Here is a 20330-nt window from a genome sequence, read left to right as displayed (position 1 = left end):
TGATAAAAATAAAAAATATTTAATATTATAAAGAAAAAATTATCCCATTTTGATTATCAAAACCTTCATTGCTCTTATCATAAGAATCACTGGTTATGTTATGTTGATCAGCAAACTGGCATGCATCACACACTTTGCTGTCTCCTAATGTTGCACCTTGGAACTTTAGATGTGGCACTTTCATTGCACAGTTTTACCCTCACATCAGCCCCGCCTATAATGTGTAAGCAAATAAATTTTGTTTGATTCAAAATAAGAGATATTAGAAATGAGAGCATCATACGCTATTGAAGGTTTTCATTCAATAGAAATAACGCTAAATGACCTTTATAAACCAATAGGATAAAGCATAAAACGAAGTCTTTAATACTGAACGAAAGAACTGCAGAAAAACAGATAAAAATGCTTAAATGAAGAATTTCATACCAAGGCACTAATCTACATTAAACTCGCCACAGTAAAATTTTTTATTTCTTTTCTTTAATAACCTTGATGACGCATGGAAAATGTATATAAACGCAGAGCATTTAATTTAATAAAACCCGTTGCATCTTTTTGATCACAAGCACCTTGATTATCCTTGATAAGTTCCAAACTCACTCGAATAAAGTGACTTTTGACTTCGACTCCCTTTCAACAATCACATCCCCTTTATAGAGTTTTCATGTGACTTCACTTATCAACATATTCTTGGAATAAATCAATCACTGTCTGCAACATCTTACATTCAGATGAAAACTAAAAATTATAATAAATGAGTTTTGTATAACGTGGTATCAATTCATCTTTCAAATGTGTTGCACCATGATCTAGCGTTAAAGATTCTATCGCTCTATCAGCCGTTAAAAGGATGGTTTCTTCTAGTATTTATTAAATACCCCACAATTTTATCCTCACAAAGCAACTTTCTACCAAATCTAATCGACCAAGACCATTATTGCATCCATAAGTACTTAACTTTGCAAGTAAAGTTGCCAGAGATAAATTTTTTCCATTGATTAAAATCACATTGTCTTTTTTTAAGCCAAGGGTGATTCTGGTTGCTTGATTGGAAACATTTTCCAGAGAAAAAGTACATATATGGACATATTCAGAAGCGCAGAAAGGACTGACTAGAGTTTCCAAAATCTTTCCTCCTTATGAGAAAGGCAATAAATTTGCATCCACGGAAAACGGCTCTTCCTCTTGGCTTATCCTTTTCTATAGGAATTAGATGTGTACGAGCAAATTCAAACTGATCTGTTTGACTCTTAAAGTTCCAATCACACCGTGGAGTAATAATCTTTCTATCATAATTTAAGGGCATAAACGGAAAACCCAAAGCTTATCTGGTCATTGCCTTTACTCGTTGCCCCCATGAGCAATTGCATCTGCCCCTGTTTTTCTAGCAGTTTCAATCAAACGTTTTTAAATAAGAGGACGCGCAATTGATATTGCTAAAAGATAAATCCCTTCACAAACGGTATTGCCTCGAAACATTGGAAAGACAAAATCACGCACAAACTCTTCACGCAAATCTTCAATGTAGATTTTCTTAACACCTAGTATTTCAGCTGTACGACGAGCAAGTTCTAGTTCTTCTCCCTATCCAAAATCTGCTGTAAAAGTTATAATTTCAATACCTAGTGTATTTTAACCACTTGAGAATAACTGACCTATCCCCCCTGAATAAGCCAAAACAACTTTTCTAATATTTTTTCATTCTAAAGTTCTATACGAGCTGCTTTTTATCAAGCAATAAAAACAATGTAGAAGGTATAAAATACTCTTTAGACAACATTAAAAAGACTCAAAAAGCGTAAATAAAGGGCCATAAAACTATAAAAAGTGAACACTGCTTAAAAATTAAGAGGAGATTTACGTGTCATTTTTACCGGAGTGGTCTATTATTGCACAATTTGCTTTAGCATCGCTGATTTTAGCACTTATTCCAGGACCTGACATGATGCTTTCTGTCGGACGAACTATTACACAAAGCAAAAAAGCGGGAATTGTATGCGCCTTGGGAAGTGCGACAGGGTTTGCTATTCAAGTTACCGCTGTAGCGCTTGGCTTATCTGCGCTTATTTTTGCAGCGCCACACACTTTTTTCCTTCTGAAAATTGCGGGCGCCTTTTATCTCTTATGGTTTTCCTTCCAAACATTACGCAGGCACTCAACATTTTCTTTTGAACCAACATCTTCTAAATCTCACAATTTGAAACGTAACTATCTTGCTGGTATTGGAATTAATCTTCTCAATCCTAAAGTGATACTCTTTAATGCAACATTCTTGCCACAATTTATCGATGCGAATGACCCTATGGCAACACAAAAGTTACTCTTTTTAGGACTCTCTTATATTCCTATTTCTTTCCCCATTACAATTTCAGTTGTTTTTACAGCGCATAAACTTACCAAAACCCTTAAACAAAACCCTCTTTATCTTCGCTTTCTCGACTGGCTTATTGCAGGTATTTTCACCAGCTTTGCCCTCCATCTTCTTATCGTTACAAAAAATTGATTTATAAGGTGTAATTTATCGTTTTTAATGTAAATGAAAACTCTAGATATTTCGAAACTTTCTTATTTCAAATCTGTTTAGCTGAATTAAACAAATGCTTTCCCTTGTACTTCACAAGAAAAGATAGAATTGTCATGTAAATAAAAATGACTTAGAAAAAGAATAACTCTTCCTAAACCGTTTTAAACACCAAAAGCTGTTACAACATTAGGGTATGAAAAATAGAACACCCCTAACAACTGAAACCTCTATTAAATGTAAGATGTGGAAGTCCCCTACGTTTCACAGAAGCTTTTTACACCCTACTGGCATTGTCATGAGATAAGTATATTAAGAAATACTTTAAAAAACATATCAATAGACAACACAATGGCATTTATATTTTAGACACTCTGTTTTGCGGGTGAATCATGATCTTATTAAAGAATGCAATAAACAAAAGCATGAGACAATGTACATTTCCACTCTTTAAAATATATAACCACAGATGCTTTTAAAAGTTATAAAGCTAAAGTCAAAGAGTGTAGGAGCGAAGTGGAAATATATAGCCCGTTAGACCTTCCTCTAAATTAGGCTGGTTCCTCATTTCAGAAGTTACGAAAAAAGACTCTATGTAATATTTTTTCCCCTATTGAACCTATAAAAGCTAGAACTATTCGTCTCGTACTGATCCAGTTTTTTCACACATACTATCACATAAGATTTTGAATTGATTTATAGATAAAAAAGCACAGGCTTTGTATCGTTATAGCGCTAAAAATTACGTTAACGAATGATCAATGGCATTTTCAAGTTTCAAACGTTCAGATTTTCGTAAACGTTCTGAAGCCGATTTAAGTTGTCCACATGCAGCTAAAATATCGCGTCCACGTGGCATCCGGATAGGAGAAGCATAACCTGCTTGATTAACGACATCAGCAAAACGCTCGATTTGTTCCCAATCAGAACATTGATAATTACTCCCTGGCCACGGATTAAAAGGAATTAAATTGATCTTAGCAGGAATTCCTTTCAACAACTGAATCAATCGTTTAGCATCATCTAAACTATCATTGATATCTTTCAGCATAACATATTCAAAAGTGATTCGTTTTGCATTAGACAAACCAGGATAATTACGGCAAGCATCCATTAACAAAGCTAACGGATATTTTTTATTGATAGGAACAAGCATATCCCTCAGTGTATCATGTACGGCGTGGAGTGAAATTGCTAACATAACACCAATTTCTTCCCCAGTTCGGATAATTCCAGGAACAACTCCACTGGTTGAAAGCGTAATTCGGCGTTTTGATAAAGAAAGACCATCGCCATCAGAAGCAATCAATAAAGCTTTTTTTACAGCTTCAAAATTATAAAGAGGCTCTCCCATTCCCATCATAACAATATTGGTAATTTTACGCCCTTCAACGGGAACAATTGCCCCATCAGGAGTATCTTTATCAGGAAAATCACCCAAACAATCGCGCGCAACCAATAATTGTGCCAAAATTTCTTCTGCCGTCAGATTGCGAACAAGCATCTGCGTTCCTGTATGGCAAAAAGAGCAGGTTAACGTACACCCGACTTGCGATGAAAGGCATAAAGTACCACGTCCTTCTTCAGGGATATAAACCGTTTCAACTTCAACAGGCCTACCAGCCCCACGTGCTGGAAAACGCAAAAGCCATTTACGTGTACCATCCTTTGATATTTGTTCTCCAACAATTTCCGGACGTGCAATAGAAAAATGACGTTCAAGTGTTTCCCGCATTACTTTAGAAATATTCAGCATTTCATCAAAATTTGAAACGCCGCGTACATAAAGCCAATGCCAAAGCTGACGTAAACGCATACGCGTTTGACGTTCTGGTACACCAACTGTCTTTAAAGCTTGTACCATTTCGTCTTGCGATAAGCCAATTAAAGAGAGTTTAGAACTCTCCTTTACCACCACATTATCTGTTTTTTGCGCAAAACATGAACCAACTGGTCTAAGGTCATAAGAAATGGTCATTGCTTTCCAATTCACATCACTATTTTAGAAATTATCAAAACCTTAATGGCACTTTTGAACTGCATTTAAGGCAGCAGTAATCCCTTTTAAGGAATAAGTATAGGTGGTATGCGTTCCCCGTTTTGATATCGCTTTTACTGTCATATTGTTTCCAGCACGCATAGCAGAAACAAGCTGCTTTTCTAGCTCTGATGACGCTAACCAAGCTGAGGAATCCTTCGTGAAAAAATCAAAGTCCTTACCTCCAATAGTCACTGTCACTCTTGATCCTTCTTGAAGCCTATAACCAGCCATAAACTGCGGTTCAAAAGAAATAGGCGATTGAGAACGTTTGGTAACTAAGAAAAAGTTATCACCATGATTAACTGTTGTTGGAAGAGATTTCAAAGGAACCGATAACACATAACAAATCGTATTTTTTGGCGATTTATAAGAATAGGCTCCCCACGCTTCAAATTGATTTAAACGGCTTGGCGTTTGTGCACATGCTGCTCCTGCTGTAATTAGAACCATTACAGATGTAGCAATAACAGTTTTTTCAAACATATTCATTTAGCTCACTTCTTTAGTTTATAACAATATTCTCTTCATCGGAAAAGTTTAACAAAAACTCCTCAATATTCATGTGTAATCATCCTAATTCCTTCAATAAGCGAAATATTTTTACACCAATCAGAATAGATTTTTACGTTTCATTTTAGTCGTTACAAAAATATGAACTTTTTATTCAATCATTACATAAAAAAATAGCATGTGCTTGATTTTACACTACCTATTTCATTTTTGTATAAAAAACGATTTCTTTAAGCAATAGAATTTCAAAACAAGACGAAAATATACCACTACTCTGTTAAGAAATAAACCACACTCTTTATATCACAAGCAATCTGCTGAAAAATATCGAAAACACACCCCCCCTACTCCCTTAAAAAATTTCACAGCCCCATGCAATATCACTTCTCGATGTTACACATTCAATACATGTATTTTCGTAAAATAATCCACCTTTCATTGATTATAGTGCATTCATACTTCGTATTCAACATCATCTCGACATCATATTTCCACAGTTTTAAAATGACCTTGTAAAAAATAGTCAAGTATTATCAATATATTAATCATGAAATATAAAAAGTTCAGATTTTGTCTTAATAATGATATGCAACTTTGTTTCTTTATGATTCCATTTCCTTATATATTTCATTTCCAATGATTAGTTTCTAAAATGATTTTAGTTGCTTATACGGACTTAGCCATATTATTTTAGTGTACTAGACAATATCTTCTTTCCTGCTACCAAAATCTTGCCAAGCGTTCTTTTATATAATTTCTTCAGCTTATTTTTAGGTAATTTATAAATAAAAATATAAAAACTTCCTCCTACATCAGCCCTATAATTTTTATCTTATCGTTTTTAAACAGCATTTTACTCAATTAAAGTGTCGTTGAATAAATTTTCCTATAAAACGCTTTTACCCAGCCTAAAGCTATCATTTTTATTCGTACCGTATAAAAATATTTTTTGGCATGAGCCCTATATAACGACTGACATTTAAACCACACTTATAAAAAGAAGCGATCTCCCCCTCTCATACAAAAAACATAATATCTTTTAATCTACTTCTTTATTTCTGCTTGAGCCTTATTATTATCCTAAACACTCAAACTCAACTTACAAATAAATGTTTCCTGTTGACTTTTTTTGACGCTCGTAAAGGACGAAGATTCTTAACCCAATCTAGGTCTGTCAACAATTTGGATCTTGTCGAACGTGCTCCTCTTGTCTTCCAATGCATGAAGTTCACTTAAATTAAGGATTCTACAAGCAAGTCCTGCTTTTAGAATATTTACGAAATATTCTAAAAGCACTTAATGTATTAAGGAGACTTAAATGCCTTACCTCAATACACCTTATATGGTATTGTTTTAGAGCATAACAGAATAAACACATGTAAGAACATAATGATTGAACGCTATACGACAATAAGAAAAGGCACTGACTTTATTGTTATTTATTTCTCTTTAAAAAGAAACTTCGCTTAGAAAAAATTTCTCAAAATTGCATGACATAACCTTTGTATAAGCCCTTTAAGATACAAATTATATTACTTTTTCTCTCTATACGTGTATCACTTGTAATTTGCACATTCATAGTTTCTCTTAAGCTGCGTTTGATTCTGAAGTTTGAATCAATAAAGTATAAAGTTCATTGGCACTTTGTGTATTGCGCAATTTTTGCACAACATCAGCGTGACGCAAAACACGTGCAATCTGTGATAAAGCTTTTAAGTGATCTGCACCAGCATTTTCAGGTGCTAAAAGGAGAAAAACAAGATCTATGGGTTCGTCATCGAGAGCTTCAAAATCAACAGGACTTTCAAGACGTGCAAATATACCAATAATCCGATTAATATCCGGTAATTTTCCATGAGGAATCGCAATACCACCACCTAACCCCGTTGAACCAAGCTTCTCACGTTGCAAAACAATATCAAAAATTACATGCTCACTAAGGCCTGTTAGCTGAGACGCTTTTTCGGCTAAAATTTGCAGAACTTGTTTTTTCGAATTAGCCTTAAGAGCCGGAATAATTGCTTCCGGTGCTATTAACTCACCCAAATTCATCCTTTAATTTTCCTTTTACACGCCCAAACGTTTACCAATAAACTCGGTATAGATATCTAATGTTCTTTCACTTTCATGCATCATTGTATGTGTTGTACTTTTCAAGTTATCATGGGTGATGGCCAATATATCTCGTATCACTTTTAACACAATAATAGATCGTATTTAGCACTTCATTAACAGCATGAGAAAACAAAGAAATGAAGTTTTTCATAAAATTAATTTCCTTACGATATCAGAAAAGGTCATTATTTATAAATTTATTAAACTTGTCACAAAAGTTAATTTATATTTTTCACCAAGATTTTTTGTCATAAGAAAACGAACCCTTAATAAAATAAGAAGAATACAGGGAAAAGAGACCTTTACCTTGATGATTATTGTATAGCCCAAACACGGCCTTATAACAAGAATCTAAAGGCTTTTAGACGTTTAATGATTATTTTAATAAGATTTATAGATTTAACCTGATATCTATAACCGCGCTCCTATTTTAAAATATGCCATACAAACCAATAAAACACGACAATCGCTATTGAATCAATGCAATATATAACTGATGATTTTATCAAAATATTCGAAACAGCATCATTGATATGCTACTTGATTCGACAGAGCAAAATATGATGAATATCTCTTACCTTTCAATAACACACGCAATTTATTTACAGCCCCGCTTATCACTCATTATCAAGTTAATCTAGTGATATCTTTTCTATGATACAATCGTAAAGTAAGCTAAACCAATAAAACAAAAAATTCATCTTATAGTGATGAAACATTTTTCACCACTCAATAAAATATTTCAAACCGTAATCATAAAGCAAGTTTTGGCATAAATAAGGAGATTTTCAGTAAGAATGTTCAGTTAAATTTAAATAGAAACTCTTGAAAGCTATAAAATCAAAGAGAAAACTGATTTCCTAAATAAACTCTGCGAACATCAACGTTGTTGATAATATCGTTAGGAGAACCGTGAACTAAGACTTTCCCTGTGTGGATGATATAAGCGCGGTCGACAAGCCCTAATGTCTCGCGCACATTATGATCCGTTATTAAAACACCAATACCACGTCGTGTTAAATGACGAATAAGTTGTTGAATGTCAAAAACAGCAATAGGATCAATCCCTGCAAATGGTTCATCAAGTAACATAAAATTGGGACGAGAAGCTAAAGCGCGTGCAATTTCAAGTCGTCGACGTTCACCCCCTGATAGAGAAAGTGCAGACATTTTACGTAAATGATCAATTTTAAATTCATGTAAAAGGCTATCTAACTCTTCACGTTGTTTAAGGCGATCTTTTTCAACCACCTCTAAAACAGCTTTAATATTATTTTCTACTGAAAGACCACGAAAAATAGAAGCTTCTTGGGGAAGGTACCCAATACCTAAACGCGCACGTCGATACATCGGAAGATGCGTAATATCAAATCCATCGATTTTAATAGATCCTCCATCAGATTTTATAAGGCCTGTAACCATATAAAAACACGTTGTTTTACCTGCCCCGTTTGGCCCTAAAATACCAACGGCTTCGCCTGCACGAATACCAAAAGAAACACCATTAACTGTTGGCCTTCCTCGATAAACTTTAATCAAATGACTGGCAATTAATGTCCCTTTTAAGCGCTTTTTTGAAGCTTCACTTGCAAAATCATACTGATCAGTTTGTTTTTTTATTTTGATTCCAAACATGAAATCTTAATGGCCATTCTTTTGATTTTGTTTTAAAATAATAGAAACACGCCCCTTTTTTTTAGGCGTTTCACAACCTTCTAAAAAAGCTTTTCCGCTTTCCATATTTGCCGTTAGTTTGCACCCAGTTGCCACATTATCACCATCGGTTAATACAACATGATTCCCCGTTAAGGTCATCATTTTTGATTTTCCATCAAAAACGCCTTTATCTCCCGTAGCAATTTGCGTCGCTATTTTTACATAGACTTTTCCTAAAGCTTCCATTTTTTGTATACCCGACGAACCAAACAAAGCAGCATGTGATGCTTGTATATATTCCTTTTTTTTATCCTTTCCCTTATAGGATTTATCGTAATAAACAACTAATTTTGCCGTCCGTAAAAGACGTTGACCTTGCACCACCGAAACATCACCCTTAAAAAGTGCTATCCCTTCTTTATCACGTATTTCTAAAGAATCAGCATGAAGCTCTACCGGTTCTTTGTCGTTTGATAGACTTATTCCAAAGCGGGCCCCTTCAGCATGTCCTAAAAAGCTTCTTCCTCCTAACATTCCAATGCTAAAAGCTAACGTCACACCTATCCATCTTTTGTATGATCTCATTATTTCAATTCTTCTGTTTGTGTATACACATGAATTTTCTTTATAAATATCATTTAAAGACTTGTATTGATATTACGTCATTGCTTTTTAAGTACTAAATGCACACCACCATGGAAATACATGTTTTTTCCTTTATCTCGAACTTGTAAAGCGTTGGCGGCAAGATGAAAACCGGTTCGCTGGATATTAACACGTTGATCTGTTTCTAACTGCCCCTCAGATAAATTAATATTAGCAGACATAAATTGTACTATTATCCCATCATTCGTCGTAATGGTGAACGGTTTATTCAACTGTAAAAAACCATTAATGTTATCGTAAACACCCCCTTGTGCTGCGAGAAAAACTTGTCTTTGCTGGCCCATAGAAGCTTTCGCTGTAATATTTTGCAACCCAATTTCTCCAGAGTGTGTATGATCTTGAAATGCCTTTTCTGCCTTAAGCCAATAAGGTTCATGAGCACGCGTATACCCTTCTAATTTTGGATTAAGGATTGTCAGGTTCGTCTCTCCATCCTCTTCATCATTCAAAGGTATAGAATCAGAAGTAACGGGAACCAAGAAAAACGTAAACCAGCAAAAAACCAACACTGAAACCAATGCTAGGAGAGGTAAAAAAACTTTTAATAAGCTAATGCGACGCGAATGACGGGATGCTTTTTTAAAAACATCTCCCAAAGACGATGGCGTTGAAAAGACTTCAGAATGGTTGTGTATGGACATGCTCTCCTAATCGCTTAAATGTTCCGCATTTTTAGTCTGTATAACCTTTATAGAGGGTATTTTCAAATTTTGTTTCTTGCAATTTGTTTTTTCTTGGTTTTATTTTACTTTTTTCCGTTTATATATTGTAATATGCATGAAGTGCGCAATTATAAAAAATTTTTTGTGTGAAAGTGAGGCTATTGTGGTCAAATCAGAGCTTGTACAAATTATTGCTCGTCATAACCCGCATCTTTTTCAACGGGATGTGGAAAATATTGTAAACGCTATTTTTGAAGAAATTTCAACAGCACTTGCAAATGGCAATCGTGTTGAGCTTCGTGGATTTGGGGCTTTTTCTGTAAAAAGCCGCTCAGCTCGGAATGGACGTAATCCACGAACAGGTGAAGCCGTTGCGGTTGAAGAAAAATGGATTCCTTTTTTCAAAACTGGCAAAGATTTACGCGACCGTCTTAATCAGTGAGAAACTTATGATCATTAAACGTATTATTTTAACGAGCATCGGTGTGATTCTCACAGCGTTTTTAATTATCTTTGTCGTAGCTAATCGTCAAGTGGTTCCCTTAACGCTTGACCCCTTTCGAATAAATTCAGAAAGTTTTACTTATCATGCTCCCCTCTTTGTATGGCTCTTAATTTTCTTTGCTATTGGTATTGCATTAGGAAGTTTAATCAATTGGTGGTCCTATCACAAATGCAAAAGAGCTCTCAAAAAAAGTAAAGCCGAGATCGAGAAATTGAAAACGTCTATCGCAAATCTGGTGTAATGGTATCTCACTGCCCCCTTTTTCTTTAGATTTTATATCAAATATAGCGTTAAAGGTACTCTATTATTTTTTTCTATACGTATTCTAATAAATTTTAGCTCTTTTACACTTTTACGAAACATTTAAGAGCTTTATAATGCAACTTTTATACCTCATGTATCGTGATACCAAACATGCCTGCTCAATGCCTTCAATCCTCCCCAAATAATAGATATCCGCAGGAAAAGTTGCCTCTTATTTTAGAAACGAGTACGAGTGAAAGTTATGCTCTCATTGATTCTGGGTATGGAAAAAAATTAGAGCGTTATGGAGATTATCGAATTGTTCGACCAGAAGGTCAAGCATTATGGAAACCCGCTTTATCACAAAAACAATGGGCTGATGTTGATGCTATTTTCACAGGTAACCTTGATGAAGAAGGCGTGGGGCGTTGGCATTTTCCTAAAACACCACTTGATGAAACATGGCCACTTTCTTGGAATGGACTGTCTTTTCTAGGTCGCTTTACTTCCTTTCGTCATGTAGGGGTTTTTCCTGAACAAGATGCCCATTGGCGCTCTATGGAAGAGCAAATTATTAAAGCCGCACGTCCTATCAAGTTATTGAATCTTTTTGGCTATACAGGTGTTGCCTCTTTGATTGGAGCACGAGCGGGTGCAAACGTTACTCATGTTGATGCTTCTAAAAAAGCCATTGCGTGGGCAAAAGCTAATCAAAAAAGAGCAGGGTTACCAGATCATTCTATTCGTTGGATTTGCGATGATGCTGTAAAATTTGTCGAGCGAGAACTGCGTCGTAAGAAAAGCTACGATATGATTCTTCTTGATCCCCCTGCTTATGGACGTGGACCCCATGGCGAAGTTTGGCAACTTTTTGATCATTTACCAGACATGATTACAAATTGTCGTAAACTTCTCTCTGATAAACCGATCTGTGTTGTCCTTACAGCTTATTCTATTCGAGCTTCCTTTTTTTCACTTCATGCTTTAATGCGCGATGCATTTGTAAACCTTGGGGGTACGGTAGAATCAGGAGAACTCATTTTGCGTGAAGAAGTTGCAGGGCGCGCCCTTTCTACTTCTCTTTTTAGTCGTTGGATTGCTTGAATATGTGTACACCTAAAACTGGTAGAGTGAAAGAAATCACCTCTCTTAGCAACCCCATCATAAAAGATCTAAAAGCACTTAGCCAAAAGAAAAACCGTAATCGTGAAGGCCTTTTTATGGCAGAGGGGTTGAAATTGGTTATTGATGCTCTCAATCTTGGCTGGACAATACAGACGCTTATTTTTTCTAAAAGCGAAATTGGTAATACCACTATTGAAAATACTGCTGCACGCGCTGTAGCCAATGGTGGTTTTGTTATCAAAGCCTCACAAAAAGTTATGGAATCACTGACTCGACGCGATAATCCACAAACAGTTATTGGTATTTTTAAACAAAAATGGCAACCTCTTGAAATGATAAAAGGACAGGCTAAAGATGTCTACATCGCGCTTGATCGTGTGCGTGATCCTGGAAATCTTGGTACCATTATTCGCACGGCTGATGCCGTAGGTGCCAAAGGTGTTATTTTAATTGGAGAAACAACAGATCCTTTCTCACCTGAAACAGTTCGTGCAACTATGGGATCAATTTTTTCTATCCCCCTTTATCGTTTTGATGAAAACGCCTTCTTAAACTGGTCTACTCACTTTAAAGGCATGATTGTTGGAACGCATCTCAAAGGATCTCTGGATTATCGTAAACTGGATTTGAAAAATGGTCCTATCATCCTTTTAATGGGAAATGAAAAACAAGGATTATCCGATATTCTAACACATCGCTGTGATAAACTTGCGCGTATTCCACAAAGTGGACGTGCTGATTCGCTTAATTTAGCAGTAGCAACAGCTGTTATGCTCTATGAAATCCGTCGCCCTTATTTAACCTTGGAGCCATGCGAGGAAAAAATATGATCCGTAAATCACTTTCTTTTCTTTTCTTGGGCCTAGCAATTACAATAGGGCTTGATCAAGCGGTCAAATACTGGGTTATACATAACATGCCTCTAGGAACAGAACTCCCGCTTATTCCTTTCCTTTCCCTTTATCATGTGTGCAATTCTGGCATTGCATTTTCGTTTTTTTCTTCCTTTCCTCACTGGGGAATCATTGCCATCACGATCATTGTGATTATCTTTCTTTTATGGTTATGGAAAAATACTGAATACAAGAAGTCTTTAACGCGCTTTGGTCTTATCCTTATTATTGGGGGAGCAATCGGCAATCTTATTGATCGTATTCGCTTTCATCATGTTACTGATTATATACTTTTTCATATTGATGATATTTTTTATTTTGCTATTTTCAACCTTGCAGATAGTTTTATCACACTTGGTGTTATTGCCATCCTTATTGAAGAATTGCGTACTTGGATGAAAGAAAAAAATCATTCTAACCATACATCTTCTCATTGATGTTATCATCGTTTTTTAAAAAGGGATTTTCGACCATTGTAAGCCTGATTATAAATTGGTTTCTCTTGTATCGTTCTTGCTGCTCATTGTTTTTACATATTTTTCTTTATGAGACTTTATATTTTCATCTTTAGTCAAAGCAAAAGAAATAAATTTGGATAGAAATCAATATTTTTTATCCATATACCCTCTCTCTTATCCTGAGATGAAAATATTTTACAGCATTTAAAGTTCTATTTATTTGCTTGAGACAATTGCCTTCCATATGTTTTTTTATTTTTATAGATATCGTTTTTTACGGTGCTTTTCTTAAGTGTTTCAAATTATTTGTTCTATATATTATTTAATGGAGGTATTTTAAAATAACCCTATTGGTTATAAATGTAGTTTACCGTTTTTCATGTTGAATCCATTAAAACCATGTCTCTTGTACGACACAAGTGGAGTTTACGTTTAGATAAAGACAATACAATAAAATTACCCCTCAATGAATTGTCTAAAGTGCCAAGGATTGTTCCGTAATTGGGATCTGATAAATATAATGGTGGCGGCGCGCAGCTTGCTCTTTCATAAGGATAAAGAGAAAGATTCTCTTACGTCATACCATTCACAAACATCGTCGCAAAATGGGTTTAAAAATATTGAGAGATATTTTTACTTCTTTTTCCACATGCCAATCCTGCTCGTTTCGTGCAAGAAAATAACCTTTGATTGATTTAATATAAATAGATTTTTCATCAGAGAATCTTACAATATTTGTTGGGGTGTATTTGAGAGTAAAAAAATTTATTACCCTTATAAAAAAACAATATATTATTATATATCAAGATGTTATATAAACTATTCAATTAGTTCTTATAGCTATGCAGAGCATATGCAATCTTGAAGGTTGAAAATAGCGCGATGTTAGTGATGCTCTCCTCATCACCGTAAAGATAGATATTTTATAGGGGAGGAATTATAGGATTCCTGTGAATAATAAAAAACTTTTAATCTCATTTTTTATCGTGCAAAAATATGGCAAAAAACGTAAATATTTTTCATTTAAAAGAACCATTTCCTTACTAATTTTTAAGCTTCTTGCTTAGATAAATCTCTTGTAATTTTTTAATAAATCTCCATAATAAAGGGAGACATGCTGGAATTCCGTCAGTGATTCTGAAGGTTTTTTGTGTTTGCCAAATTAAGACCTATATGGGACTTATCTGTTTAATGACAGAGACACTTTTTAAAAAACAATATCTGACGGAGCATATGCTAAAGGATTTTATATTATGGCTAATTTTAAAGATTTACGTTCGGCGCCTGCTTCTCATGCCGACGCATCAATTGATCAGGGATTGCGCGACTATATGTTGGGTGTCTACAATACAATGGCCATTGGTTTGCTTATTACAGCTGCTGCTGCCTATGTAATTGTGTCATTAGCAACAACAACAGATATGAGCCAAGCAGCAGCTCAGATCAATAGCAGTGTTTATCTAACACCATTTGGCGTAACATTTTATACATCGCCATTTGCTTATATTGTTATGTTTGCACCACTTGTTGCAGTTTTATTCCTCAGTTTTAAGATTAATACATTGAGCACAAATGCTGCTCGTAGCCTCTTTTTTGGTTATGCTGCGCTCATTGGACTTTCACTGTCTTCAATCGTTTTGCGTTATACAACAGAAAGTGTTGTCCAAACCTTTGTCATTTCTGCTGCAACTTTTGGAGCCCTTTCGCTTTATGGATATACAACAAAGCGTGATCTTACAGCAATTGGTTCATTCCTATTCATCGGATTGATTGGTTTGTTGCTTTCTATGATTGTAAACATTTTTCTTGGATCAAGTGCTTTGCAATTTGCTATCTCCGTGATTGGTGTTTTTATCTTTGCTGGTTTAACAGCTTACGATACTCAGAACATTAAGTTGATGTATTATGAAGGAGATGAAAGTGATACCAAAGGGCGTAAAATTATTATGGGTGCCTTAAGTCTTTATCTTGATTTCATCAATATGTTTGTCTTCTTGCTCCAGTTTCTCGGCTCCAACCGTGACTGATTGCAAAAATAATACCTTAATGAGAGAACCTTGTTTCTAAAAGAGGCAAGGTTTTTTTTGTTTTTAGTATAAGTTTTTACCCTTCGCTTCTTAAGCATTATTTTTTTCGCAAAATGATAAAAATACCTTATAAACAAAAACTCCCTCGGTTTACCGGTTTTGTCCAACAAAAGCTCCATAGCTCCTTTTTAAAGGCGATCTATAGCCGCTCTCATCATCAATCAAATATCCTCAACCAAAATCATCATTCTGATCTGACCGTTGCTTCCTATAATGTGCATAAATGTGTAGGTGTTGATAAAGTTTTTAATCCTAAACGAATTGTCCGTGTTATTACTGAATTACAAGCTGATATCCTTGCTGTTCAAGAAGCAGACAAACGTTTTGGAGAACGTATTGGTTTGATTAATCTTCAGCTGTTAAAAGCTGAAACTGGCTTGATCCCTGTACCTCTCGATACTATGTCACCCCATGGTCATGGTTGGCATGGGAATGCTTTGTTTTTGCGAAAGGGGTATGTGCGAGACACCTTGCAAATCACTCTTCCTGGTATTGAACCACGTGGAGCTATTATTGTAGAATTGGAAATGGCAGCAGGCCCTCTTCGTATTATTGCGGCTCATTTTGGTTTATTACGTTATTCTCGTAAACAACAAACAAAAGAGCTCCTTGCAGTTTTGCAAAAACGCTCCCTTATGCCCACACTCCTCATGGGAGATTTCAATGAATGGCGGATGGGAAAAGGCTCATCTTTAAACCATTTTTCTCCCTATTTTGATAGTACTGTTAAAGTTGTACCAAGCTTTCCTTCTCGCTTTCCTTTTTTAGCCCTTGATCGCGTTTTTGCCTTTCCTCACCAATTGGTAACAAATCTTGAAAACCACCATTCACCACTTGCACGCATTGCCTCAGATCATTTGCCAATCAAAGCTTATCTTAATCTTGCCAATGCAATAAACATCCTTAAAAATAAATGAAAAAAGTTAATGTGCCTCATCCCAGTTTTGAGCCGCCATAACTTTCACTTCAAGAGGCACAGACAAAGATAAAACCGGCATTGTAGCATTTTCCATGATATTTTTAACAACAACCATGGTTTTTTTGCTCTCTTCTTCTGGTACTTCAAAAATAAGTTCATCATGCACTTGCAGCAACATTTTTGCTGATAAACTTTCTTCTTTTAAAGCATCTTCCATCTGTATCATAGCACGGCGCATAATATCGGCCGCAGAACCTTGAATTGGCGCATTGATAGCCGCCCTCTCATTAAGAGAACGAATTTTTACATTCTTTGCGCTTATTTCTGGATAATGGATACGACGTCCAAAAATTGTTTCTACATAACCATTCTCACGCGCAAAACTTTTAGTCTTTTCCATATAATCTTTAATGCCTGGAAATCTTTCAAAATAAAGTTGAATATAACGACTTGCTTCTTGGCGTGAAATTCCCAATTGATTGGCTAATCCAAACGCTGAAATACCATAAATAATACCAAAATTAATTGCTTTTGCACGCCGTCGTATATCTGAGTGCATCCCTTCTATCGCAACACCAAACATTTGTGATGCTGTTATAGCGTGAATGTCATGTCCTTTAGCAAAAGCTTCTTTTAATGCTTTTATATCCGCAATATGTGCAAGAATGCGTAATTCAATCTGACTATAATCAGCAGAAAGCAAAACATGCCCTTTGGGAGCAATAAAAGCTGCTCGAATTTTACGTCCTTCAGCAGTTCTTACCGGAATATTTTGCAAATTTGGCTCTGATGATGATAGGCGCCCTGTTGATGTTATTGCCAAAGAATAATTCGTATGAACACGCCCTGTTTTTGGTAAAATATAAGAAGGCAAAGCATCGGCATAGGTCGATTTTAGCTTTGCAAGTTGACGCCACTCAATAATTTTACGCGGTAAAATATGACCTTCAGCAGATAATTCTTCTAAGGTCTGTGCAGAAGTTGACCATTGTCCACCCTTGGTTTTAGCACCTCCAGGCAATCCCATTTTTCCAAAAAGGATATCCCCTAGTTGCTTTGGTGAAGCAAGATTAAATTTTTCATCTGCTAACTTGTAAATTTCTTCTTCAAGAATCAAAGAAGCTTGTGCCAATTCTCCTGAAAGACGCAATAAAATCTGCCGATCAATAAGAATCCCACGTTCTTCCATTCTTGCAAGAACTTCTACAAGAGGACGATCAAGGCGCTCATAAATTTTTGTCATTCCCCGAGCGACAAGTTGTGGTTTCAAAACTTGCCAAAGGCGTAGCGTTATATCGGCATCTTCCGCCGCATAAAGGGTTGCTTGTTTTAAATCTACTTGTGCAAAAGAGGTTATCTTTTTACCGTTATGCGTTAAATCCTTATAGGCAATTGGTTTATGCCCAAGCCAACGTTCAGATAGATCATCCATATTATGGGTTAAAGTTCCTGCATCCAAAGCATAAGACAAAAGCATGGTGTCATCAAAAGAATGTATCACAATGTCGTATTGCTTCATCACCAACCAATCATATTTTATATTCTGACCAATTTTTAACACCGCTGAATCTTCTAATAGCGGCTTTAAAAGTTCTAAAGCTTTTTGGATTTCAATCTGCGAAGCAATACGCCCGCTGCTCAAAAGGTCCTTCTCTCCTTCATCAAAATGTTCAAGAGGTATATAGGCTGCTTTTCCTGGTTGTAATGCGAGTGAAAAACCAACAAGCTTTGCTTGCATCGGATCAAGAGAAGTTGTTTCAGTATCAAAAGCGAAAAAACCCTGCTCTTGTGCTTGTAATAACCACTCTTCTAAAACTTCCTCATCAAGAATCGTTGTATATGTCTCTCTTGTAATTTTTTGGGTTAGTGCTTGATCTTTACGTTTTTGTGCAAAAACTTGAGGAGAATTTTCAGAAAAATTTTGCTCTATGTTCTTGGTATTAGAATCATCTTGGTTATCAGGCTTTTCCCATTCAACATCTACATCAAGTGCATCAATAATAGCTGCATCACATGTCGTTTCCTCTGCAACACGACGCGTTAATGTTGAAAATTCCATTGCTTTTAAAAAAGCAATTAAGCGTGGTCCATCTTGTGGTTCCAAAACAAAATCATCTAAATCACTATCTATAGGAACATCTGTTTTAAGTCTAACAAGTTCACGAGAAATTTTAACCTGTTCACTATAAGTTTGTATGTTTTCACGCCGTTTTGTTTGTTTAATTTCAGTCACACGTTGCAATAAAATATCGAGAGAACCAAACTGATTTAATAACTGAGCGGCAGTTTTTGGTCCAATGCCTGGAATACCTGGTATATTATCTGTCGAATCTCCAATTAACGCTTGTAAATCAATCATTTTTTCAGGGGAAACACCCCATTTTTCTATAACTTCTGAGATACCTATATGCTTATCTTTCATTCCATCATACAAGGATACATGCTGATTGACGAGTTGCATAAGATCCTTATCAGAAGAGATAATGGTTGTTTTTGCACCAACCTTTGTTGCTAATTGTGCATAGGTCGCTATCAAATCATCCGCTTCAAAGCCTTCCTTTTCAATACAAGGCAAATTAAAAGCCTTTGTTGCTTGGCGTATTAACGCAAATTGAGGAATTAAATCTTCGGGAGGTTCAGAACGATTCGCTTTATATTGAGGATAAATTTGTTTTCGAAAAGTATCAGATGAATAATCAAAAATAACAGCAAAATGTGTTGGAACAATACCTGTTGCTTTGTTGCGAGCATCACAGAGTAATTTCCATAACATATTACAAAAACCAGCTACAGCTCCTATAGGAAGGCCATCCTTTTTACGTTTTAAAGGCGGCAAAGCATAGTAAGCACGAAAAATATATCCCGATCCGTCAACCAACAAAAGATGATCTGTTGCTTTCATGACAATTTTATTTCTCCATTTCAGCTAAAAAAATACATTACCCTTATATGTTTTTTCACTTTTATTTTAATTTTTTCATTTTGCCTCTAAATAGCCATTTTTTTTTTCATAAGACATGAAGTTGTTACATATTATATTACGTACTTAGAGCTTTTCTTTGCTGTTACAGGATTAATAGCTTTCATTTTGCTCCTCCTATGATAGCTGAGGTACGGTGTAGCGACAGGGTCGTTGTGGTGTTCCCCTCCCCACAACGACCATTTTTTTACATCCATATTTTTAATCTTAAGTAATTTTTTAAAAGATAAGGTAAGGGTATTATTCATAAACTTTAAAATTATTCCACAGAGCTTTTTCACCCATTTTATTGATAAAATCAGCGTGTAACCTTTTTTCTTGTACACTCAATCTTGAAGGTAAAATCTGTGGGCGCAATTTAACTGTATAAGGTGTGTCTTTGTCATTTTGGGTATGTTTATAAACACCCATTCTGTTATCAAAACCCAGTACGCCTTGCTTTCCACCAATCAGTTCAATGTAAACATCGGCCAAAATCTCTGCATCAAGCAAAGCACCATGAAGAACACGATGGCTGTTATCAATTCCAAAGCGCTTGCATAAAATATCAAGAGAATTAGGCCCCATAGGGAATTTACGCCGTGCCATAGCCAATGTATCAAGAATATTATCAACACTGATAAGAGGCTTATTGACGCGTTTTAATTCTGCATTAATAAAACCGATATCAAAGCTTGCATTATGCGCGATCATCGTTGCGCCTTTGATAAATTCTAAAAATTCATCAACAATATCAGTAAAACTTTTCTCGTTTTTTAGGCGCTCATTGGTTAATCCGTGAATTGCCACAACTTCATCAGGAATAATAACGCCTTCAGGATTTAAATAAACGTGAAACTGGCGCCCCGTAAGATAACGATCAATCATTTCTACACAACCAATTTCAATGATGCGATCTTTCTCTTTATCTAAACCTGTTGTTTCTGTATCAAAAATAATTTCCCGCATG

The 20330-nt window shown here is 35.6% G+C and carries 16 protein-coding genes and 1 pseudogene; 8 read left to right on the top strand and 9 right to left on the bottom strand.

Going from position 1 to position 20330, the window contains the following annotated elements:
* Nucleotides 1–480 precede the first annotated feature (480 nt).
* Nucleotides 481–1692, bottom strand: a pseudogene (locus AC6ER9_RS04120) (argininosuccinate synthase).
* Between the two features lie 169 nt (nt 1693–1861).
* On the opposite strand from AC6ER9_RS04120, the gene AC6ER9_RS04115 reads away from it, so the two are divergent.
* Complete coding sequence (locus AC6ER9_RS04115) at nt 1862–2503, top strand: LysE family translocator (RefSeq protein ID WP_497075110.1); 642 nt, start codon at nt 1862–1864, stop codon at nt 2501–2503.
* Nucleotides 2504–3263: 760 nt separating this feature from the next.
* On the opposite strand, the gene rlmN is transcribed toward AC6ER9_RS04115, so the two are convergent.
* From rlmN to lptC, 6 genes are all read right to left on the bottom strand, one after another.
* Nucleotides 3264–4499, bottom strand: coding sequence for a dual-specificity RNA methyltransferase RlmN (gene rlmN / locus AC6ER9_RS04110; protein ID WP_497075109.1), 1236 nt, complete (start codon nt 4497–4499; stop codon nt 3264–3266).
* A gap of 42 nt (nt 4500–4541) precedes the next feature.
* On the bottom strand, nt 4542–5045 hold the full coding sequence (locus tag AC6ER9_RS04105; RefSeq protein WP_497075270.1) for an invasion associated locus B family protein: 504 nt from the start codon (nt 5043–5045) through the stop codon (nt 4542–4544).
* Nucleotides 5046–6659: 1614 nt separating this feature from the next.
* Nucleotides 6660–7124 (bottom strand): PTS IIA-like nitrogen regulatory protein PtsN, encoded by a 465-nt coding sequence (gene ptsN / locus AC6ER9_RS04100; protein ID WP_497075108.1) that lies wholly within the window; start codon nt 7122–7124, stop codon nt 6660–6662.
* A gap of 903 nt (nt 7125–8027) precedes the next feature.
* Nucleotides 8028–8822, bottom strand: a complete 795-nt coding sequence (gene lptB, locus AC6ER9_RS04095) for an LPS export ABC transporter ATP-binding protein (protein WP_497075107.1) — start codon at nt 8820–8822, stop codon at nt 8028–8030.
* A gap of 6 nt (nt 8823–8828) precedes the next feature.
* The gene (locus AC6ER9_RS04090) at nt 8829–9428 is read right to left on the bottom strand and encodes an LptA/OstA family protein (protein WP_497075106.1); all 600 of its coding nucleotides are present in this window, start codon (nt 9426–9428) and stop codon (nt 8829–8831) included.
* A gap of 77 nt (nt 9429–9505) precedes the next feature.
* Nucleotides 9506–10150 carry an LPS export ABC transporter periplasmic protein LptC gene (gene lptC / locus AC6ER9_RS04085; RefSeq protein ID WP_497075105.1) on the bottom strand — a complete coding sequence of 215 codons (645 nt, stop codon included), beginning with the start codon at nt 10148–10150 and terminating at the stop codon, nt 9506–9508.
* Between the two features lie 184 nt (nt 10151–10334).
* Here lptC and ihfB point away from each other — a divergent pair, with 184 nt between their 5' ends.
* The 7 genes from ihfB (at nt 10335) to AC6ER9_RS04050 (ending at nt 16399) form a co-directional block, all read left to right on the top strand.
* Nucleotides 10335–10613 (top strand): integration host factor subunit beta, encoded by a 279-nt coding sequence (gene ihfB, locus AC6ER9_RS04080; RefSeq protein ID WP_142416588.1) that lies wholly within the window; start codon nt 10335–10337, stop codon nt 10611–10613.
* A 7-nt stretch (nt 10614–10620) separates the two neighbouring features.
* Nucleotides 10621–10917 carry a LapA family protein gene (locus AC6ER9_RS04075; protein ID WP_497075104.1) on the top strand — a complete coding sequence of 99 codons (297 nt, stop codon included), beginning with the start codon at nt 10621–10623 and terminating at the stop codon, nt 10915–10917.
* Between the two features lie 173 nt (nt 10918–11090).
* Nucleotides 11091–12023 (top strand): class I SAM-dependent methyltransferase, encoded by a 933-nt coding sequence (locus AC6ER9_RS04070; RefSeq protein ID WP_497075103.1) that lies wholly within the window; start codon nt 11091–11093, stop codon nt 12021–12023.
* Nucleotides 12024–12025: 2 nt separating this feature from the next.
* Entirely contained in the window at nt 12026–12874 is an 849-nt protein-coding gene (locus AC6ER9_RS04065; RefSeq protein ID WP_497075102.1) for a TrmH family RNA methyltransferase, read from the top strand.
* Entirely contained in the window at nt 12871–13374 is a 504-nt protein-coding gene (gene lspA / locus AC6ER9_RS04060; protein WP_497075101.1) for a signal peptidase II, read from the top strand. Before AC6ER9_RS04065 ends, lspA begins: the two co-directional genes overlap by 4 nt.
* Nucleotides 13375–14648: 1274 nt before the next feature.
* Entirely contained in the window at nt 14649–15422 is a 774-nt protein-coding gene (locus AC6ER9_RS04055; RefSeq protein ID WP_497075100.1) for a Bax inhibitor-1/YccA family protein, read from the top strand.
* A 113-nt stretch (nt 15423–15535) separates the two neighbouring features.
* Nucleotides 15536–16399 (top strand): endonuclease/exonuclease/phosphatase family protein, encoded by an 864-nt coding sequence (locus AC6ER9_RS04050; protein WP_497075099.1) that lies wholly within the window; start codon nt 15536–15538, stop codon nt 16397–16399.
* A 6-nt stretch (nt 16400–16405) separates the two neighbouring features.
* Here the strand turns inward: AC6ER9_RS04050 and polA are convergent, their stop codons facing one another.
* A complete protein-coding gene (gene polA, locus AC6ER9_RS04045; RefSeq protein ID WP_497075098.1) occupies nt 16406–19303 on the bottom strand; it encodes a DNA polymerase I in 2898 nt (965 codons plus the stop codon).
* A gap of 318 nt (nt 19304–19621) precedes the next feature.
* Nucleotides 19622–20329, bottom strand: coding sequence for a DNA polymerase III subunit epsilon (gene dnaQ / locus AC6ER9_RS04040; RefSeq protein ID WP_497075097.1), 708 nt, complete (start codon nt 20327–20329; stop codon nt 19622–19624).
* Between the last annotated feature and the right edge of the window lies 1 nt (nt 20330).

This window comes from Bartonella sp. SL317 (genome assembly GCF_059687655.1).
This window is presented reverse-complemented; position numbering and strand designations above follow the sequence as displayed.